General features: G+C 60.9%; 13 protein-coding genes and 1 tRNA gene. 6 read left to right on the plus strand and 8 right to left on the minus strand.

Translation table 11 applies throughout. The annotated features are described in order from the left end of the window. Positions 1 to 85: 85 nt before the first annotated feature. On the minus strand, positions 86 to 583 hold the full coding sequence (locus tag IGS55_RS19550) for a hypothetical protein (protein ID WP_230517604.1): 498 nt from the start codon (positions 581 to 583) through the stop codon (positions 86 to 88). A 237-nt stretch (positions 584 to 820) separates the two neighbouring features. Between IGS55_RS19550 and IGS55_RS19555 the strand changes: the two genes are divergently transcribed. The 3 genes from IGS55_RS19555 to IGS55_RS19565 all read left to right on the plus strand — a co-directional run bounded on the left by IGS55_RS19555 (position 821) and on the right by IGS55_RS19565 (position 2,462). Continuing rightward, positions 821 to 1,567, plus strand: coding sequence for a hypothetical protein (locus IGS55_RS19555; RefSeq protein ID WP_230517603.1), 747 nt, complete (start codon positions 821 to 823; stop codon positions 1,565 to 1,567). A 78-nt stretch (positions 1,568 to 1,645) separates the two neighbouring features. Beyond that, on the plus strand, positions 1,646 to 1,999 hold the full coding sequence (locus IGS55_RS19560; RefSeq protein ID WP_230517602.1) for a hypothetical protein: 354 nt from the start codon (positions 1,646 to 1,648) through the stop codon (positions 1,997 to 1,999). A gap of 202 nt (positions 2,000 to 2,201) precedes the next feature. After that, on the plus strand, positions 2,202 to 2,462 hold the full coding sequence (locus IGS55_RS19565) for a hypothetical protein (protein ID WP_230517601.1): 261 nt from the start codon (positions 2,202 to 2,204) through the stop codon (positions 2,460 to 2,462). A gap of 455 nt (positions 2,463 to 2,917) precedes the next feature. Here the strand turns inward: IGS55_RS19565 and IGS55_RS19570 are convergent, their stop codons facing one another. The 6 genes from IGS55_RS19570 to IGS55_RS19595 all read right to left on the minus strand — a co-directional run bounded on the left by IGS55_RS19570 (position 2,918) and on the right by IGS55_RS19595 (position 9,245). Continuing rightward, complete coding sequence (locus tag IGS55_RS19570) at positions 2,918 to 3,190, minus strand: DUF4242 domain-containing protein (protein WP_230517600.1); 273 nt, start codon at positions 3,188 to 3,190, stop codon at positions 2,918 to 2,920. A 434-nt stretch (positions 3,191 to 3,624) separates the two neighbouring features. Continuing rightward, positions 3,625 to 3,714: transfer RNA gene (locus IGS55_RS19575), tRNA-Ser, on the minus strand. 84 nt (positions 3,715 to 3,798) lie between these two features. Then, on the minus strand, positions 3,799 to 5,844 hold the full coding sequence (locus tag IGS55_RS19580) for a putative bifunctional diguanylate cyclase/phosphodiesterase (RefSeq protein WP_230517599.1): 2,046 nt from the start codon (positions 5,842 to 5,844) through the stop codon (positions 3,799 to 3,801). Between the two features lies 1 nt (position 5,845). Beyond that, complete coding sequence (locus tag IGS55_RS19585) at positions 5,846 to 6,970, minus strand: EAL and HDOD domain-containing protein (protein ID WP_329958190.1); 1,125 nt, start codon at positions 6,968 to 6,970, stop codon at positions 5,846 to 5,848. Between the two features lie 265 nt (positions 6,971 to 7,235). Beyond that, on the minus strand, positions 7,236 to 7,865 hold the full coding sequence (locus IGS55_RS19590) for a response regulator transcription factor (protein ID WP_230517597.1): 630 nt from the start codon (positions 7,863 to 7,865) through the stop codon (positions 7,236 to 7,238). A gap of 6 nt (positions 7,866 to 7,871) precedes the next feature. Next, positions 7,872 to 9,245 carry a cache domain-containing protein gene (locus tag IGS55_RS19595; RefSeq protein ID WP_230517596.1) on the minus strand — a complete coding sequence of 458 codons (1,374 nt, stop codon included), beginning with the start codon at positions 9,243 to 9,245 and terminating at the stop codon, positions 7,872 to 7,874. A gap of 245 nt (positions 9,246 to 9,490) precedes the next feature. On the opposite strand from IGS55_RS19595, the gene IGS55_RS19600 reads away from it, so the two are divergent. Both IGS55_RS19600 and IGS55_RS19605 read left to right on the plus strand, forming a co-directional pair. Further along, entirely contained in the window at positions 9,491 to 11,551 is a 2,061-nt protein-coding gene (locus IGS55_RS19600) for a carbon starvation CstA family protein (RefSeq protein ID WP_230517595.1), read from the plus strand. Further along, complete coding sequence (locus tag IGS55_RS19605; protein ID WP_010396213.1) at positions 11,551 to 11,751, plus strand: YbdD/YjiX family protein; 201 nt, start codon at positions 11,551 to 11,553, stop codon at positions 11,749 to 11,751. Before IGS55_RS19600 ends, IGS55_RS19605 begins: the two co-directional genes overlap by 1 nt. A 7-nt stretch (positions 11,752 to 11,758) precedes the next feature. Here IGS55_RS19605 and IGS55_RS19610 read toward each other — a convergent pair whose 3' ends face one another. Continuing rightward, the gene (locus IGS55_RS19610; RefSeq protein ID WP_230537260.1) at positions 11,759 to 12,727 is read right to left on the minus strand and encodes an IS1595 family transposase; all 969 of its coding nucleotides are present in this window, start codon (positions 12,725 to 12,727) and stop codon (positions 11,759 to 11,761) included. A 461-nt stretch (positions 12,728 to 13,188) separates the two neighbouring features. Between IGS55_RS19610 and IGS55_RS19615 the strand changes: the two genes are divergently transcribed. Continuing rightward, positions 13,189 to 16,044 (plus strand): hybrid sensor histidine kinase/response regulator, encoded by a 2,856-nt coding sequence (locus IGS55_RS19615; protein ID WP_230519438.1) that lies wholly within the window; start codon positions 13,189 to 13,191, stop codon positions 16,042 to 16,044. Position 16,045 lies beyond the last annotated feature (1 nt).

Here is a 16,045-nt window from a genome sequence, read left to right on the forward strand (position 1 = left end):
TCGGTTGAGGTCTCTTTGACGACTCTAGACCTGGTGCGGGGGATGGTCAAACGAATTTCGGCGAGGAATTTGTCCGGAATCAATTCTATGCAGATGGCTGGTGTGGCGGCAAGACGCAGTACACTTCCAGCACGGTCCGCGCCACATTGACACCGCCATCGGCGGCTGGCTGTGCCTTGAGTTCGTCCAGCGCATACACCATCGTCACCGTGGCGCCGGGCACGAACAGCTTGATGTCGTGCTTGCGATGCGTGTAGATGCTCTCGTCGACTGTCGAGCCATCGGCCAGGCGCAAAGTGAAACTATTAACCTGATCGCCGCGCCGGCTATCCTGGCCCGCGAAATACGTGCGTTCGATGCAGCCCGTCAACGTTTGCGTCTGGAGACGACCGGCTTTGATGCTTTCCCACCACTCGTCGGAGGCGAACAGGCCGTGCCTGCCTTTCAGGCCCATGTACGGCTTACTGGGGTCGAGGGTAAGGGCCTGGGTCTTGGCGGTGCGAACCGGGTCTTGTGCCAGGGCTTCGGCGAGGGTGTAGACGGGTTTCATGATGGCACAGGATTTTTTGAAAGCAGTCAGCATAGCTTATACGTTGAAAATGGCAGGATTGCAGACACTCTCCTGGCGTGCCTGGCGAAAGTGGGCTGGCGTCGGGAAGGTCGTCGATGCACACGAATCTGCTGGCGATGCGCTCCTTGCGGCGACATCGCCGGCATGCCCGTTCAGTGATTAAACCGCCTCCCATCTGTTAAAATAGTTCAAATTTTAATGCCTCATAAATAACCTGTATTTTTCAGACACAAGGAATGTGTTTAGCAAATGAAAGCCATTATATTCTGCACCAGCTTCATAAAAGATGCACCATCATGGGAAAGCCGGTATCAACGGTGGCTCGATTACTATGAAAACATTCCAATCGATGCAGTAAAGAAGATAATGATTGACGATGGGTCGCCTTTTCTTCCTCCTGCCGAAATCATCAATACAGTTTCCCATAGCGCTCCGCTGGCTGAAAATGGCGACAAAAACCTCATCATTCGCTTCGACAACAATCTGGGACGACAAAGCGGGGCTGACTACCCGGGCTGGTGGCGCAGTTTTCTTCACTCGGTTAATGTGGCCAATGAATTAGGCGTGGATAAAATAATCCATATCGAATCGGACGCCTATATCATGACGCCGCGCCTGGTTAATTTCATCAACGAGATCGAATCAGGCTGGAACGTCCTGTGGTCCCCGCGCTATCGCATGCCAGAAACGGCCATTCAAGTTATCTGCAGAGATCAATTTGCGATTTTTGAGAAATTCAAGGATAAGCACCCAGATTATTCTTTCCCGGATATTGCGGAAAAGTTGCTTCCTTTTACAACTGTACATAAACAGTTCAAGGGCGACCGTTACAGCGATTTCACGAAAAACAGATGGATATTTCGTTCGAAAAAATTCAACAAAATCCCCATTTTTAAACATGTGTATTTCTGGGAGACGATACCGCCGGATGCGGATTTCGTCACGCAAGGCATCAGCCGTCAACAATTCGTGTTCAGGCGCGATGAAGCGGCGTAAGTTTGTGATGAAGGAGGATATCAAACAGACTTGGCAAGAATTGTAAATATGCAGCTACCGTCACGATGGAATCAACGCATGTGCGCCGCCCTTGCCGGCTCTTTTTTTCTTGCTGCGGGTATCGCCTCGGCACTCGCTGCCACGCTTGACGAAGATAGAACCCGCGGTGACATACATGGCTTGTTTGAGATCAGGGAGGCCGCGGTAAAATTCATGGCCGCAGAAAATGCCAAAAACGGAACCCGGTGGCAGGTATTGGAGCCGAACCGGAAAATTCTGGTGGCGAAATGCGCGCTACCTTTGCGTGTGACATGGGTGCCGAAGAGCCATGGCCTGTCTGGAGCGAATGTTGCTGTGAGTTGCGCCAGGACTGTAAAGCCCGCGCCACAACATAAATGGGACGTGTTTGTGCCTGTCGACAAGAGGCCATAACGCGCCGTAGCTGTTCCAGTAAATTCCTGAGAGCGCCCCTTCATTTTGAGCAGTGGGCGCAAAGAGAATAACTAAAAAATAATTATTGACAAGAGTTTCATCACAGGATAGTATCGATTTACACTTTTGAAAAGTCATATAATTTATCACGACTTCGTTTCACGCTAGAACATTGACCGTAGTAATTTAAAAGGATTTGATAATGCCATTTAAAAAGTCGATTTTTGCAACGTTTTCCGTAGGTTTATTAGCTTTTTCAGCCTATGCTTACGCGGCAGCGGCATACTCCATTTCATACGCATACTATTCCGATGCCAGCTATAGCGAGCAAGTGGGCGAAGGGCAATTCCACTGCAATGGTGGAACCACCGTCCTCTGGGGGCAATCGACCTCTTACAAAGTGGAGCAAACGCGCGAGTCTTGCCGTTCAGGCGATCCCTATACCGATCCGTGGGGGAACTAAATTAAGTCCTTGCATAAGCAAGATATTTTATCTGTCTAATTTATTGCACAACATCTGAACAGTAGCGCGGTATAAGCCAGACATCGATTTTCCATGCAGCGGATAAAAGAAGGACCAGTTTCATATAGAAACTGGTCCTTTTCTACAGATCGGATAGTTTTCCTATTGTTTTAAATCAGCGCCTTGGCTGCATCTATCATCTTTTGTGAATGTATTGTATTGAGCTACCGTTAATTGCTGCACGCAACTCAACGACAGTTTACGGGCCCTCTTCATGTAGCCCTCTGCCGTTGCCTCGCACGATGGCCTGTCTTCCCCTTCTGCCGTAGCGACCTCTCGCCAATGTCGTTCGCTCAACCTCTTCTGAAACGGTCATTTAACGCACAAGATCAACCCCACTCCCATCAAAGGAAAGCTCTGCCAGGGATGAGACTACAGTACATTGTTGGGCGGCACTACTCTGCCGTAGTCGGGTCAATGACTGACATGACTTCTGACACGCGGTTTGCAGGGAAGCCACCTTGCTGGGCATGCTCGCGAACCAGCTCTTCATTTGCAGCGATGTAAACACAGTAGATTTTATCGCCGGTAACGTAACTTTGGAGCCATTGAATTTGTGGTCCCATCTTGCTTAGTACACCGCATGACTTCTGCGAAATGGCTTGAAGTTCTTGCTCTGACAACTTTCCAGCCCCTGGAATATCACGCTCAATAACGTACTTTGGCATAGCGCTCTCCTTTGAGTTTTTCGGGCAAGCACAAGGCTCGCCAATCCCATGCGTCACACATGACGTGACATCTATTAGTTATATACCATGCTGGTGGGTTGATGTTATTTAAATAAACACGAAATGCACTAATGTCTGGTCTGCCATTCGGACTCGGACTGAGGCGTTGTTGCTGCAGGGCGTAAGGGTCCGCTATTCGTACACGAACTGATGCGTTGGATGCTGTGAAAGCTGGCGCAGCCGAAAACCTGATTAGAACCACGAACGCGCGCCCTCGGCGCGCGAAGCTGCCGCGCAGCGGCAGCGGTTGGAGGATTCGGGGCGGGCTGGGCCGGTAGGCCCAGCCCTTCGAATCTCACACGCAGGGCGCGAAGGCGCCCTGCTCGCTTCCGACAGGCAATAAAAAACCGCCCAAAGGCGGTTTCTTTATTTCCTGGCGGAAGCGGTGAGATTCGAACTCACGAACAGTTTAACCCGTCGCTAGTTTTCAAGACTAGTGCCTTCAACCACTCGGCCACGCTTCCAGATGGCAGCATTATACATAAAGGTCCGTGGCTTACCAATGGCTAGCACCGTTTGCCTGACAGGAAAGAGCGGACACGCCAGCCTTACACGCCCCAGTTTTCCCGCAGCGCCCGCTCGAACTCCGCCGCCGGCAGCGGGCGCGAGAACAGGTAGCCTTGTACTTCGTCGCAGCCGGAACTCTTCAGGAAGGCCAGTTGCTCGGCCGTTTCCACGCCTTCCGCGATTACTTTGTGGTGCAGCTGCTGGGCGATGCTGATGATGGTGCTGGCGATGGCGCAGTCGCTGGCGTCGGTCGGGATGCCGGTGGTGAAGGACCTGTCGATTTTTAACGTGTCGATGGGGAAGCGTTTTAAATAGGACAGACTTGAGTAGCCGGTGCCGAAGTCGTCCAGCGACAGGGCCACGCCCAGCGCCGTGATGCGGTCCATGATACCGATGACCCTCTCGATGTTGTGCATCAGGGTGCTTTCCGTGATTTCCAGTTCCAGCCAGGCCGCTTCCAGGCCGTAGCGGGCCAGGGTCGCCGCCACCCTCGCGGGCAAGGCCGCCGTGAATTCGCGCGCGGAGACGTTGACGGCCAGGCGGATGGGCGGCAGGCCCGCCAGCTTCCACGCTTGCGCCTGGGCGCAGGCCGCCTCCAGCACCCATTCGCCCACCTGCACCACCAGGCCCGTCGATTCGGCCAGGGGGATGAACTCGGCGGGCGGGATCATGCCGTGCTGCGGGTGGTGCCAGCGCACCAGCGCTTCGGCGCCGATGATGCGACCGCTGCCCAGCGCGTATTTAGGCTGGTAGTGCAGCAGCAGTTGCTGTTCGGACAAAGCCTGGCGCAAGCCTGTTTCGAGGCGCATGCGCGCCTGCATGCCCAGGTTCATGTCCTGGCTGTAGAAAGCCACGCTTTCCGCTTCGCCGCCGCTGTCCTGCTTGGCGCGGTACATGGCGATGTCGGCCAGGCGCAGCAGGGTTTCCGCGTCCTGCGCGTCCTGCGGATAGACGCTGATGCCGATGCTGGCGCCCACGCGCAAGTCGTGGCCTTCGATCAGGAACGGCTCCACCAGCGAGGCCAGCAGCTTTTGCGCCACCATGCTCGCTTCGAAATGCTGGCCGATATCGAACAGGCCGACGGCGAACTCGTCGCCGCCCAGGCGCGCCACCAGGTCCTGGTCGCGCAATGCCTGGCGGAAACGCAAGGAGACCTGGCGCAGCAGTTCGTCGCCGATGCGCCGGCCCAGGGTGTCGTTGATCAGCTTAAAACGGTTCAGGTCGATGAACAGCACGCAGCCAAGCATCTTGCTGCGCTGCGCCACGCTCAGGGCCTGGTCGACCAGCTTGGCCAGCAGGGTGCGGTTCGGCAGGCTGGTCAGCGAATCGTAATAGGCCAGGTGGTGCAAGCGCTCTTCGGCCAGCTTGCGTTCCGTGATGTCCGTCAGGTAGGCGATGAGTCCGATGGGCTTGTCGTCCAGGTCTTGCAGCGGCGACAAGGACAGGCTGGCCCAGAAGATCTCGCCCGACTTCTTTCGGCGGCGCACCTCCATCAGGCGCCCTCCCTGCTCCAGGAAGGCGTCGTGGAAGCCCGTGTCTTCGTCGTCGTACAGGAACAGGATGTTGCGCCCCACGGCTTCCACCGAGGTGTAGCCGAACAGGCGTTCGGCGCCCTTGTTCCAGCTGGTAATGTAGCCCGTCAAGTCCATCGTCAGCACGGATTCGTGCAACTGGTCGAGGATTTGCGTCTGCTGCGCCAGCAAGGCTTCGACTTGCGCGTAGGCATGAGTCGAGCGTTGCGCCAGCGAATGCACTTGCAAGACGCCGGCCGTCAACGATGCCAGGCTGGCCAGGTGGCGGCGGTCGGCGTCGTTATACAGCGGACGGCCGGCCACGCTGTAATGGCCGAAACAGTGGCCGTCGAAACTGACTTCCTGCAGCAAGGCGGGCGTATCGCGGGGAAACGGTGCGGCCGGCGCAGCGGCGTCCGTACTGGCCGCGGGCAGGAACTGGCCATGCGGGCTGGCCATCACGGTGCTGGCGATACGGCCCAGCTCAGCGACCAGCGCGGGGCCGCGCAAACGCACGACGGCGTCGCACAGGGCGGCGCTGTCACCGAGGAAATCCGACACCGGAAACAGGGTCATGCTAGAGATTCCGGCTGACCTGGATGGCCCATTGGTAGGCCTGCAGCAGGCTGCGCCAATAGGTTTCTCCATCGATGCCGGCGCGGCGCAAGCCGTCCGGCGGCGGCGTGGCGCTTTCGACCAGCGCCAGCAAGGTGCCCAGCTCGCCATTGCGCTCGAGCAAGGCGGCGCTGACTTCGGGCGCCAGGTTCAGGGTGGCGATGATCTCTTCCATCGGCATGCCCAGCAGGACGTCGAGCAGCGAAAACACGCCCGCCATGAAGGCCAGATCCTGCGCCTCGCGGTCGCCGCCGCGCAGCTGGCACAGCGCTTCCATCTGCGCCGCGCGCACGGCCGCCAGCGGCAGCAGCGCGTGGATCTTGCCATCGTCCTGTTGCCGCGCATACAGCAGCAGTTGCAGCCAGCGCTGCAGCTGGCGCCGGCCCAGCAGGGTGATGGCCTGGCTGAAGCCGGTAATCGGCGCCGTGAACCCGAAGGCGGCTGAATTGACCAGTTTCAATAAATGATAGCTGAGGGCCGGGTCTTGCTTGAGCGGCACTTCCAGCTCGTGCGCGTCGGCATCGCGGGCCAGCAGGCCCAGCAGCGACATCAGCCGGCGCCGCGACGTGGCATCTTCCGGCTCGCCTTGCTGGCGCGCATGTTGCAAAGCGTAATCGCCGGCAAACCAGCTGACACCAAGTTCTTGCAATGCGGCAATCTGCCCCCCATCGGCGATGTTGTAGGCCAGGTGCGGCCCCGGCAAGGGCAGCAGCTGATGCAGGGCCGGGCGTGCGCCGGCAGCGTCAAAGCTCAGGGCGCGCGCGTCGACTTGCGCCGCCGCCACGGGGCCGGCATCGGCGCCATCGAGCAGGATGCGGTAGCCGGCGTCGCGCCATTGCCGGCATTTTTTCTGGAGTTGCTTGTCGCCGGCAAGCTGGGCCGGCAAACGGAAGATGGTGCGTTGCGGCGCCAGTTGCGCCAGCACGGCCTCGTCCACGCCATGCGGGTCGGCCAGGGGAATGATGCAATCGAGCGGCGCCAGGAAGGCATACGCATCGGCGGCGACCAGCGCCGCCAGCAGCGGCGCCGTCAAGGCCTGCGGTATATGCACGGTGACAGCGACCCACTCGTTATGAGCATTGGCCACTGCTTGTAATCCCACCAACGGAAACAGGTTTGATTCAGACGCTGACATCGGTATCTCAGTGTGGGTAGGGCGCCATAGTAAATAAACTGACCAGCATTGGCAACCCTGGCCCGACAGGGGATGCCCTCGACAGCGAGAATCATTCTATCCGAATCTCACCCACGAAACAGTTTAATTTTGGCAATAGATGTTCAAAAAGAACATTCCCCTGCGAGACCCGCCTGTCATGCGGGTGCGACAAAAACCCGGCACCGCGCACGCTTGCTCAGGCGCTACCGCCATGCGCGTGCTCGACCGCGTATTTGATCAATTCAGCCTGCCCTTCGATGCCGAGCTTGCGCTTGATGTTCAGCCGGTGCGTCTCCACCGTGCGCACACTCAGGTCCAGCGCGCGGGCGATCTGCTTGTTCGACTGGCCTCCCGCGATGTGCTGCAGCACCTGCTGCTCGCGCGTGGTGAGGAAAGAATCGTGGACTTGCGGCCGAGACAGTTGCCGCGCCAGAGCGGCGCTGTAATAAATGCCGCCTGACATCACGGTCTCGATGGCAAACACAATATCTTTACCAGGAGCATCTTTAAGCACATAGCCGCGCGCGCCGGCGGCGATGGCTTGCGACACATATTCGAGCTTGTCGTGCATGGACAGGATCAGCACGGCAATCTGCGGAAACGCCTGCTTGAACAGCGCCGTTGCCTCAATGCCGTTCGTGCCGCGCATATTGATATCCATCAGCACGAGGTCCACCTGGTGCGCGCGCGCCTGGGCCAGCGCTTCATCAGCGCCGCCCGCCTCGGCCACCACGTCGAAATGCGCCACCGCTTCCAGACGCGCGCGCAAGCCGTCGCGCACGAGGGGGTGGTCGTCCACCAGCAGGATATTGATCTTCTCGGTCATGGTTCTCTATTTTAATGTGGAGGAAAGCTCGAGCCGCGCCAGCACCACGGTGCCGGCAGGAGACGAGGTGATGTGCAGGCTGCCACCGATGGCTTCCATGCGTTCCGTCATGTTGCGCAGGCCAATGCCGCGCTGAGGATGCAGGGCGATGCCGTCGAAATCGAAGCCGCCGCCATTATCCTGGATGCGCAATTCCACGGCCTTGCCTGCCTCGCGCAGACTCACTTCCACGCCGCGGGCGTGGGCATGGCGCTCGCAATTGGTCAGCGCTTCCTGGGCGATGCGGAACAGCACGGTATTGACCATGTCGGGCAAGCCCTCTCCCGCCGCCGCCGGACTGGCCGTGAAACTCGCTTGCGCGCTGCTGCTGTCGTTAAATTCATGCACCAGGTGGTCGAGCGCGGCGGCCAGGCCCAGGTCGTCGAGGATGGCCGGGCGCAGGTTATGCGAAATGCGCCGCACCTCGCCCAGCACCTTGTTCAGCTGCTCGGCGGCCCGCTCGAACGTGGCCGGCGCCTTGTCTTTCTGTTCCGCATTGCCGGCCAGACGCGCGATGCCCGCCTCGATCTGCAGCTTGATCGACACCAGCCACTGGCTGATGCCGTCATGCAAATCGCGCGACAGCCGGGCCCGCTCTTCCTCCTGCGATTCGACCACCCGCTGCGCCAGCACTTTCAGCTTGGCGTCGGCCACGCGCAGTTCGCGCAGGTTCAGCACGAGGCCGCAGGCGGCCACCAGCAGGGAGCCGAGGATGGCGATGGCGGCGATCAACTCCATGGTCGAGCGGATATTGCGCGACTGCTGGGCGTCGACCTTGGCCAGCGCCTGGTCCACGTCATCCATATAAATGCCGGTACCCATCATCCAGCCCCATTCCGGCATCAGGATCACATAACCGAGCTTGGGCGCGGACTTGTTCGTCGACGGCTTGATCCAGTTGTAGCGCTCGAAGCCGCCGCCGCTCTTCGCCCGCTGCATCAGGCGCTGGATGGTCAGATTGCCCTCGGCGTCGCGCAACTCCCACAGATTCTGCCCCACCAGCTCGGGCTGGCGCGGATGCATCAGCGACTTGCCCTGCAAATCGTAGATAAAGAAATAGCCGTCGTCGCCATAGCTGAGGGCGGACAGGATACGCTTGGCCTCCTCTTGCGTGGCGGCATCCTTGCGCCCGGACTGGTACAGGGAAGCGATGGAATGGCTGGCCAGGGTCACGTAATGCTTGAGTTCGGCTTCCTTGCTGGCCAGATACGCCTGCTGGATGGTGGCGCGCTGCTGCTCGGCCAGGGTGATCGCCTGGTGCCGCACGGCAAACGCGATGGCGCACAGGGCGAGGATGAGCGGCGTGATGGCCAGGAAGATGACTTTCTGTCTGAGTTTCATGGCCTGGCGCTCCGGCGGCGTCGATGCTGGTGGGAAGGCGTGATTTTACGTCGCGGCGCGGCGATCGGTCTGCGTAGTAATACTGAGCGTTACTGCGTAGTCGTGCGCTTGCGGCAATTATACGATTCCTGAATACTCGCCATAAGCTGCAAATACACCAAAAGTAACATCCAAACTGGCGACGACCAGGCTCGGCAGCACACATCATCGCACGGCACAGCGCCCGTCACATCTCTGGAGGAAGCATGAACCGCATTTTCAAACAGCTCGGCTGGGCAGCGCTTGCGCTGGCCGGCGCCGGGTCCCTGGGCGTCGTCGCCCTGCAACGTGGCGAACCGATCAGCGCGATCTGGATCGTCATCGCCGCCGTCTGCGTCTACCTGATCGCCTACCGTTTCTACAGCCTGTTCATCGCCGACAAGGTGCTGGGCCTGGACTCGCGTCGCATGACGCCGGCCTTCAAGCACAACGATGGCCTCGACCACGTGCCGACCAACAAATATGTGCTGTTCGGCCACCATTTCGCGGCGATCGCCGGCGCCGGCCCCCTGGTCGGCCCCGTGCTGGCCGCGCAGATGGGCTATCTGCCCGGCATGCTGTGGATACTCGCCGGCGTCGTGTTCGCGGGCGCCGTGCAGGATTTCATCGTGCTGTTCATTTCCATGCGCCGCGACGGCCGCTCGCTGGGCGACCTGATCAAGGCTGAACTGGGCGAAATTCCCGGCATGATCGCCCTGCTCGGCTGCTTCATGATCATGGTCATCATCCTGGCCGTGCTGGCACTGATCGTCGTCAAGGCGCTGACGGGCTCGCCTTGGGGCAGCTTCACCGTGATGGCGACGATTCCCATCGCCCTGTTCATGGGCGTGTATTCGCGCTTCATCCGCGTGGGCCGCATCGGCGAGATTTCCATCATCGGCTTCGTCTTGCTGATGCTGGCCATCATCGGCGGCCAGTACGTGCAGGAACACGCGGTGCTGGGCCCGATGTTCACGTTTACCGGCACGGAACTGACGTGGATGCTGATCGGCTACGGCTTCATCGCTTCCGTCCTGCCCGTGTGGCTGCTGCTGGCGCCACGCGACTACCTGTCGACCTTCCTGAAGATCGGCACCATCCTGGGCCTGGCCATCGGCATCATCGTCGTCGCGCCTTACCTGAAAATGCCGGCCATGACCAAGTTCATCGACGGCTCCGGCCCCGTCTGGTCGGGCAATCTGTTCCCCTTCCTGTTCATCACCATCGCCTGCGGCGCCGTTTCCGGCTTCCACGCGCTGATTTCCTCGGGCACCACGCCGAAGATGATTGAAAACGAAAGCCACGCCCGCTTCATCGGCTATGGCGCCATGCTGATGGAATCGTTCGTCGCCATCATGGCCCTGGTGGCCGCCTCGACCATCGAGCCGGGCATCTATTTCGCCATGAACAGCCCGGCCGCCCTGATCGGCACCACGGCGGAGTCCGCCGCACAGGCGATCTCGCAGTGGGGCTTCTATGTGACGCCGGAGATGCTGACGCAGACGGCCAAGGACGTGGGCGAGCACAGCATCATTTCGCGCGCGGGCGGCGCACCGACCCTGGCCGTCGGCATGGCGCAGATCCTGTCCGGCGCCATCGGCGGCAAGGCCATGATGGCCTTCTGGTACCACTTCGCCATCCTGTTCGAAGCGCTGTTCATCCTGACGGCCGTCGATGCGGGCACGCGCGCGGGCCGCTTCATGCTGCAGGATTTGCTGGGCAGCTTCGTGCCGGCGCTGAAACAGACGGAAAACGTCATCGCCAACCTGCTGGCCACGGGCCTGTGCGTGGCGGCCTGGGGCTACTTCCTGTATCAGGGCGTCGTCGATCCATTGGGCGGCATCAACACCCTGTGGCCGCTGTTCGGCATCGCCAACCAGATGCTGGCGGCCATCGCGCTGATCCTCGGCACGTGCGTGCTGTTCAAGATGAAACGTGGCCAGTATGCGTGGGTCACCATCACGCCGACCATCTGGCTGCTGCTGTGCACCCTGACGGCGGGCTGGCAAAAGATTTTCGACGCCAACCCGCGCGTCGGCTTCCTCGCGCACGCCAGGAAATACTCGGCGGCACTCGATGAAGGCACCCTGCTGGCGCCGGCCAAGTCGGTGGCACAGATGCAGCAGATCATCTTCAACGATTACCTGGACGCGGGCCTGGCCGCCTTCTTCGTGGTGGTCGTCGTCAGCGTGCTGTTCTTCGGCATCCGCACCATCCTGAAGGCGCGCGCCGACAGCAAGCCAAGCACCAAGGAAACGCCGTTCCAGGCCTTGCCCACGGTGCAATGATGATCGACGAAATCATCAAGGCCGGACGGTATCTGGGGCAAAGCATGCGGCTCATGTGCGGCTTGCCCGAGTACGACACCTATGTGGCCCACCGGGAAGTCACCCATCCCGGCGAGCCGATGATGACGTATGAAGAGTTCTTCCGCGAGCGGCAGGAAGCCCGCTACGGCGGGGCGGGAAAACGTGGGGGTTGTTGTTAATAGTAGGCTATGTCACCATCAGATGTGGGAATGCGCCCAGCGTTGCTTTCAATAACGTTTCCGGTGAACGGATGCGCCCGGCGTCGAGTATCCAGCGCCATCCCAGGTAGTTCGGCAGGTAGCGCGTCGCCACGCCGTGAAACGGCCCCATCCATTGTCGCAAACGGCTGTGATAGGCGTTGACATTCTGCACGTGGGCGGCGCCCCGCACGCGGATGCCGGCACGCAAGTTGACGGCCTGGTGGCTGATCCCCGCTTCCCGGGCGAAGGCGCGGTAGGCGCGATGGCCGTCGGTGACCAGCAAGACATCCTTGTCGATGACAGGCAACAAACAATGGTGCAGCTGCGCCTTCGTCAGCGCTCCTTTTCCTGTGACGAAATCGAGGGTCTGTCCCGTGCGGTCGCGCGCCACCAGGATGCAGACCTGTTCGTTCGATATGCCGCGCTTGTGGGCATGGCCGCCCCGGCGGCGGGGCGGACGCGTCATCTGCCGCGCTCCCTTTTCCGATTCCAGTACATACAGTTCGTCCGCTTCGGCAATGCCATGCAGGCCATGCGGCCGGTCCGTCTTGGCCAGCGATAAAAACCGGTGACGCCAGCGAAACGTGGTGTTGCGGTGTACGCCCAGCTGTAACGCCGCCTTGCGCACGGAATCCGATGCCAGCAGGCAATCGGCGTAGTCGAGCCACAGCGATTTATGACGCAAGCGCGCCAGCGGCGTGCCGGTGAGCGCATTGAAGGTGCGTCCGCACGGCACGCAGCGGTAGCGCTGCAGTCCATGCGCGTGACCATGCCGGTGCAGGTGAGGCGAGTGGCAGGCGGGACAGGCCAATCGCGGCTGCGCCACATTTTCCAGCAGCGCGACGGTCGCGTCGTGTGGCGCGTTGCCATGCAGCAGGGCAATGCCTGCCTGCCGCTGGCGTCTGCTCAGGTGAGCAAACTGCGCAATCAAGGTGATCCATTCGGCTGGCCGCATGATCTGCTCCCTGCGTGATTGATATGCAGAGTCAGACAGCACGGCCAAGGGAAAATTCCGGCATTCCCCTACTTGCCGATGACAGAGCCTAATAGTATGGTCAGTCCCTTCGGGATCGGCATGTGCCCCATTGGGACACATTCCCCCTCCTGGGTCTGACCCCGGCCTTTCAGGGGTTTAATTGCATCCCCAAAAGCAAATACCGGGGTCAGTTGCGTAGGTCGGATTAGGCCGAAGGCCGTAATCCGACAACATTGTTGGCCCCAATACGTCGGATTACGCGCGGCTTTGCCGCGCTAATCCGACCTCCGTGCTGCCCTCCGTTGTTTCATCTCGTATAAGTTCCCCTCCCCTCTCCTCCATTAGACCCACATCAATATCGGGATGTGTCTTTGCGTCTATATTTTTCCAACAGGAAATTAAAAATCAGTCAATAGACCGACGGGAGAAGCGCCGCAACCATGTTCAATTTCCAACGCTCCAGCATCAGCCAGAAGCTGACCATGATTTCGGTATTGTCGTCGGGCTGCGCGCTGCTGCTGGTGTTCGTGGCGTTTGCGCTGACGTCCGTGCTCAGCCACAAGAACGATGAAGGCAAGCAGCTGCTGTCGCTGGCGGGCGTGATCGGCGCGGCCGGCGCGGTGCCCTTGCTGGCGGGGAAATCGGCACAGCCGCAGGCGGAACAGGTGCTGGCGGCGCTGGCGGCACGCGACGAGGTCGCCCAGGCGGCCCTGTTCGACAAGGGCGGCCGCCTGTTCGCCCTGTACCGCGCGCCGCAGCATGCGGACGGCCTGGCGGCGCCGGAAGACATGGACCCGGCCCTGCTGGCCGATATCGCCGTGCAGCCCGTCACGCAAGGCACGGGCACGGCCCTGGCGCCCGCCATGCGCCTGTACCGCCCCGTCTACCGGCCAGGCGAACCGCAGCAGATCATCGGCGCCGTGCTGATCGAGGCCGACCTGAACCACATGTGGCGCGACATCGGCCGCCACGTGGGCGCCATCGGCGGCGCCACCGTGCTGTCCTTCCTGATCGCCGTGTTCCTCGCGCGGCGTTTCAAGAGCGTGATCGCCGAACCGATCACCAAGCTGATCGACACGGCGCAAAAAGTGTCGAGCAGCCAAACCTACAGCCACCGCATCGCGCACCAGCGCAGCGACGAGCTGGGCGTGCTGATCGACAGTTTCAACGACATGCTGGCGCAGATCGACAGCCGCGACAGCACCCTGGCCAATTACCGCGACCAGCTCGAACGCCAGGTGGGCGTGCGCACGGCGCAGCTGGAAAAGGCCAAGGATGCGGCCGAGGCGGCCAGCCAGGCGAAGAGCGCGTTTCTTGCCACCATGAGCCATGAAATCCGCACGCCGATGAATGGCGTGCTGGGCATGACGGAGCTGCTGCTGGCCAGCCCTTTGAGCCCGCAGCAGCGCCACTACACGAGCATGGTGCAGCGCTCGGGACAGAATTTGCTGGTGATCATCAACGACATCCTCGACTTTTCCAAGATCGAGGCGGGCAAGCTGAGCGTGGAATACATCCGCTTCAATTTCCGCGAATTGCTCGACGACATAGAACACGTGTTCGCGCCGCAGGCGCAAGCGAAAAACATCAGCCTGGAATTCGACATCGCCTACGACATTCCGATCGCCATCTGCGGCGACCCGAACCGTTTGCGCCAGATCATCGTCAATCTGCTGGGCAACGCCATCAAGTTTACGGAAACGGGCAAGGTCACCGTGAAAGTGACCGTCTGCAGCGAAGACGCGCCCAGCGTGGGCTTGCGTTTCGAGGTGCACGACACGGGCATCGGCGTATCGAGCGAGGCGCAGACGCGCATCTTCGAATCGTTCTCGCAGGCGGACGGTTCGACCACGCGCAAGCACGGCGGCACGGGCCTGGGACTGACGATCTCGAAACAGCTGGTGGAACTGATGGGCGGCACTATCGGCGTTGATAATGCTTTAACGCAAGGATCGATCTTCTGGTTCGAAGTAAATTTCGATAAACGGCGAGTCGACAGCGACGACCCGTCCTTCAACCTGAAAACCACGCGAGGGTTACGCGCCTTGATCGTTGACCACACACCGGCCACGCGCGCCGTGCTGGAGCGGCAACTGGCCAGCTGGCACATCGTCAGCGACAGCGCCGGCACGGCCAGCGACTGCCTGGCCAAGCTGCGCGCGGCCGCGCAGGCGGGCACGCCGTATGGCGTGGCGCTGCTCGACATGGAATTGCCGCGCACCAGCGGCCTGGCCCTGGCCGCCACCATCAAGAGCGACCCGCTGCTGGCCGAGCTCAAGCTTCTACTGCTGAGCACGGAACAGGCGGCGGCCGACCCGGTGCAGCGGCGCGAGGCGGGCGTGGCCTTCCAGCTGATCAAGCCGGCCCGTGAATGCGACCTGTTCGACTGCATCGTCACGCCGCCGCGCGCCAGCGAGGGCATGCGCATCCATCCGCCGCATGCGGCGAGACAAGTGGGCCGGCGCCAGCGGCGCCGCGTGCTGCTGGCCGAGGACAATCCCGTCAACGTGGAAGTGGCGCTGGCCATGCTCGACAGCCTGGGCCTGGACGTGGTCTGCGCGCGCAACGGCGAACAAGCCATGCAGGCGGCGCAGGCCGAGGATTTCGATTTGATCCTGATGGATTGCCAGATGCCCGTGATGGACGGCTTTGCCGCCACGGCGGAAATCCGCCGCCACGAACAGCAGTGCGGCCACGCGCGCGTGCTGCCCATCGTCGCCATCACGGCCAATGCGCTGCAGGGCGACCGCGAAGCGTGCCTGGCGGCCGGCATGGACGATTACCTGAGCAAACCGTTCACGCAGCTGGACCTGGGCCACACGATCGCGCGCTGGATCACCCTGCCGCGCGCCGCCACCGTGCACCACAGCGAAGCGCCGGAGCCGCAAGCGCCTGTGGAGGTGCCGCCCGCGCCGCCGCCCGAGCAAACGCCGACATCGGCCCAGCCGCTGAACCGGCAGGCGCTGGAAAACATCCGCGCCCTGTCCGGCATGGATGGCGATGCGCTGCTCGAGCGGGTCATCCTCGCCTTTACCAGCGAGACGCCGCGCCAGTTGAGCGCCATGCGCGCAGCGATTGCCGGCGCCGATGCGGAAGCGCTGCGCAAGGTGGCGCACAGCCTCAAGTCGGGCAGCGCCAACGTGGGCGCCGACAGTCTGGCGCAGCTGTGCAAGGAGATGGAAAAACTGGGCCGCGCCAGCAGCACCGAGGGCGCGGCTGCCCTGCTGCAGCAGATGCAGCAAGCCTTCCTGACCGTACGCGAATCGCTGAACGCCATCCTCGTGAAGGAACACTGAC

It is taken from the genome of Janthinobacterium sp. EB271-G4-3-2, from assembly GCF_020858035.1.
GTDB classification, from domain to species: Bacteria; Pseudomonadota; Gammaproteobacteria; order Burkholderiales; family Burkholderiaceae_D; genus Janthinobacterium; species Janthinobacterium aestuarii.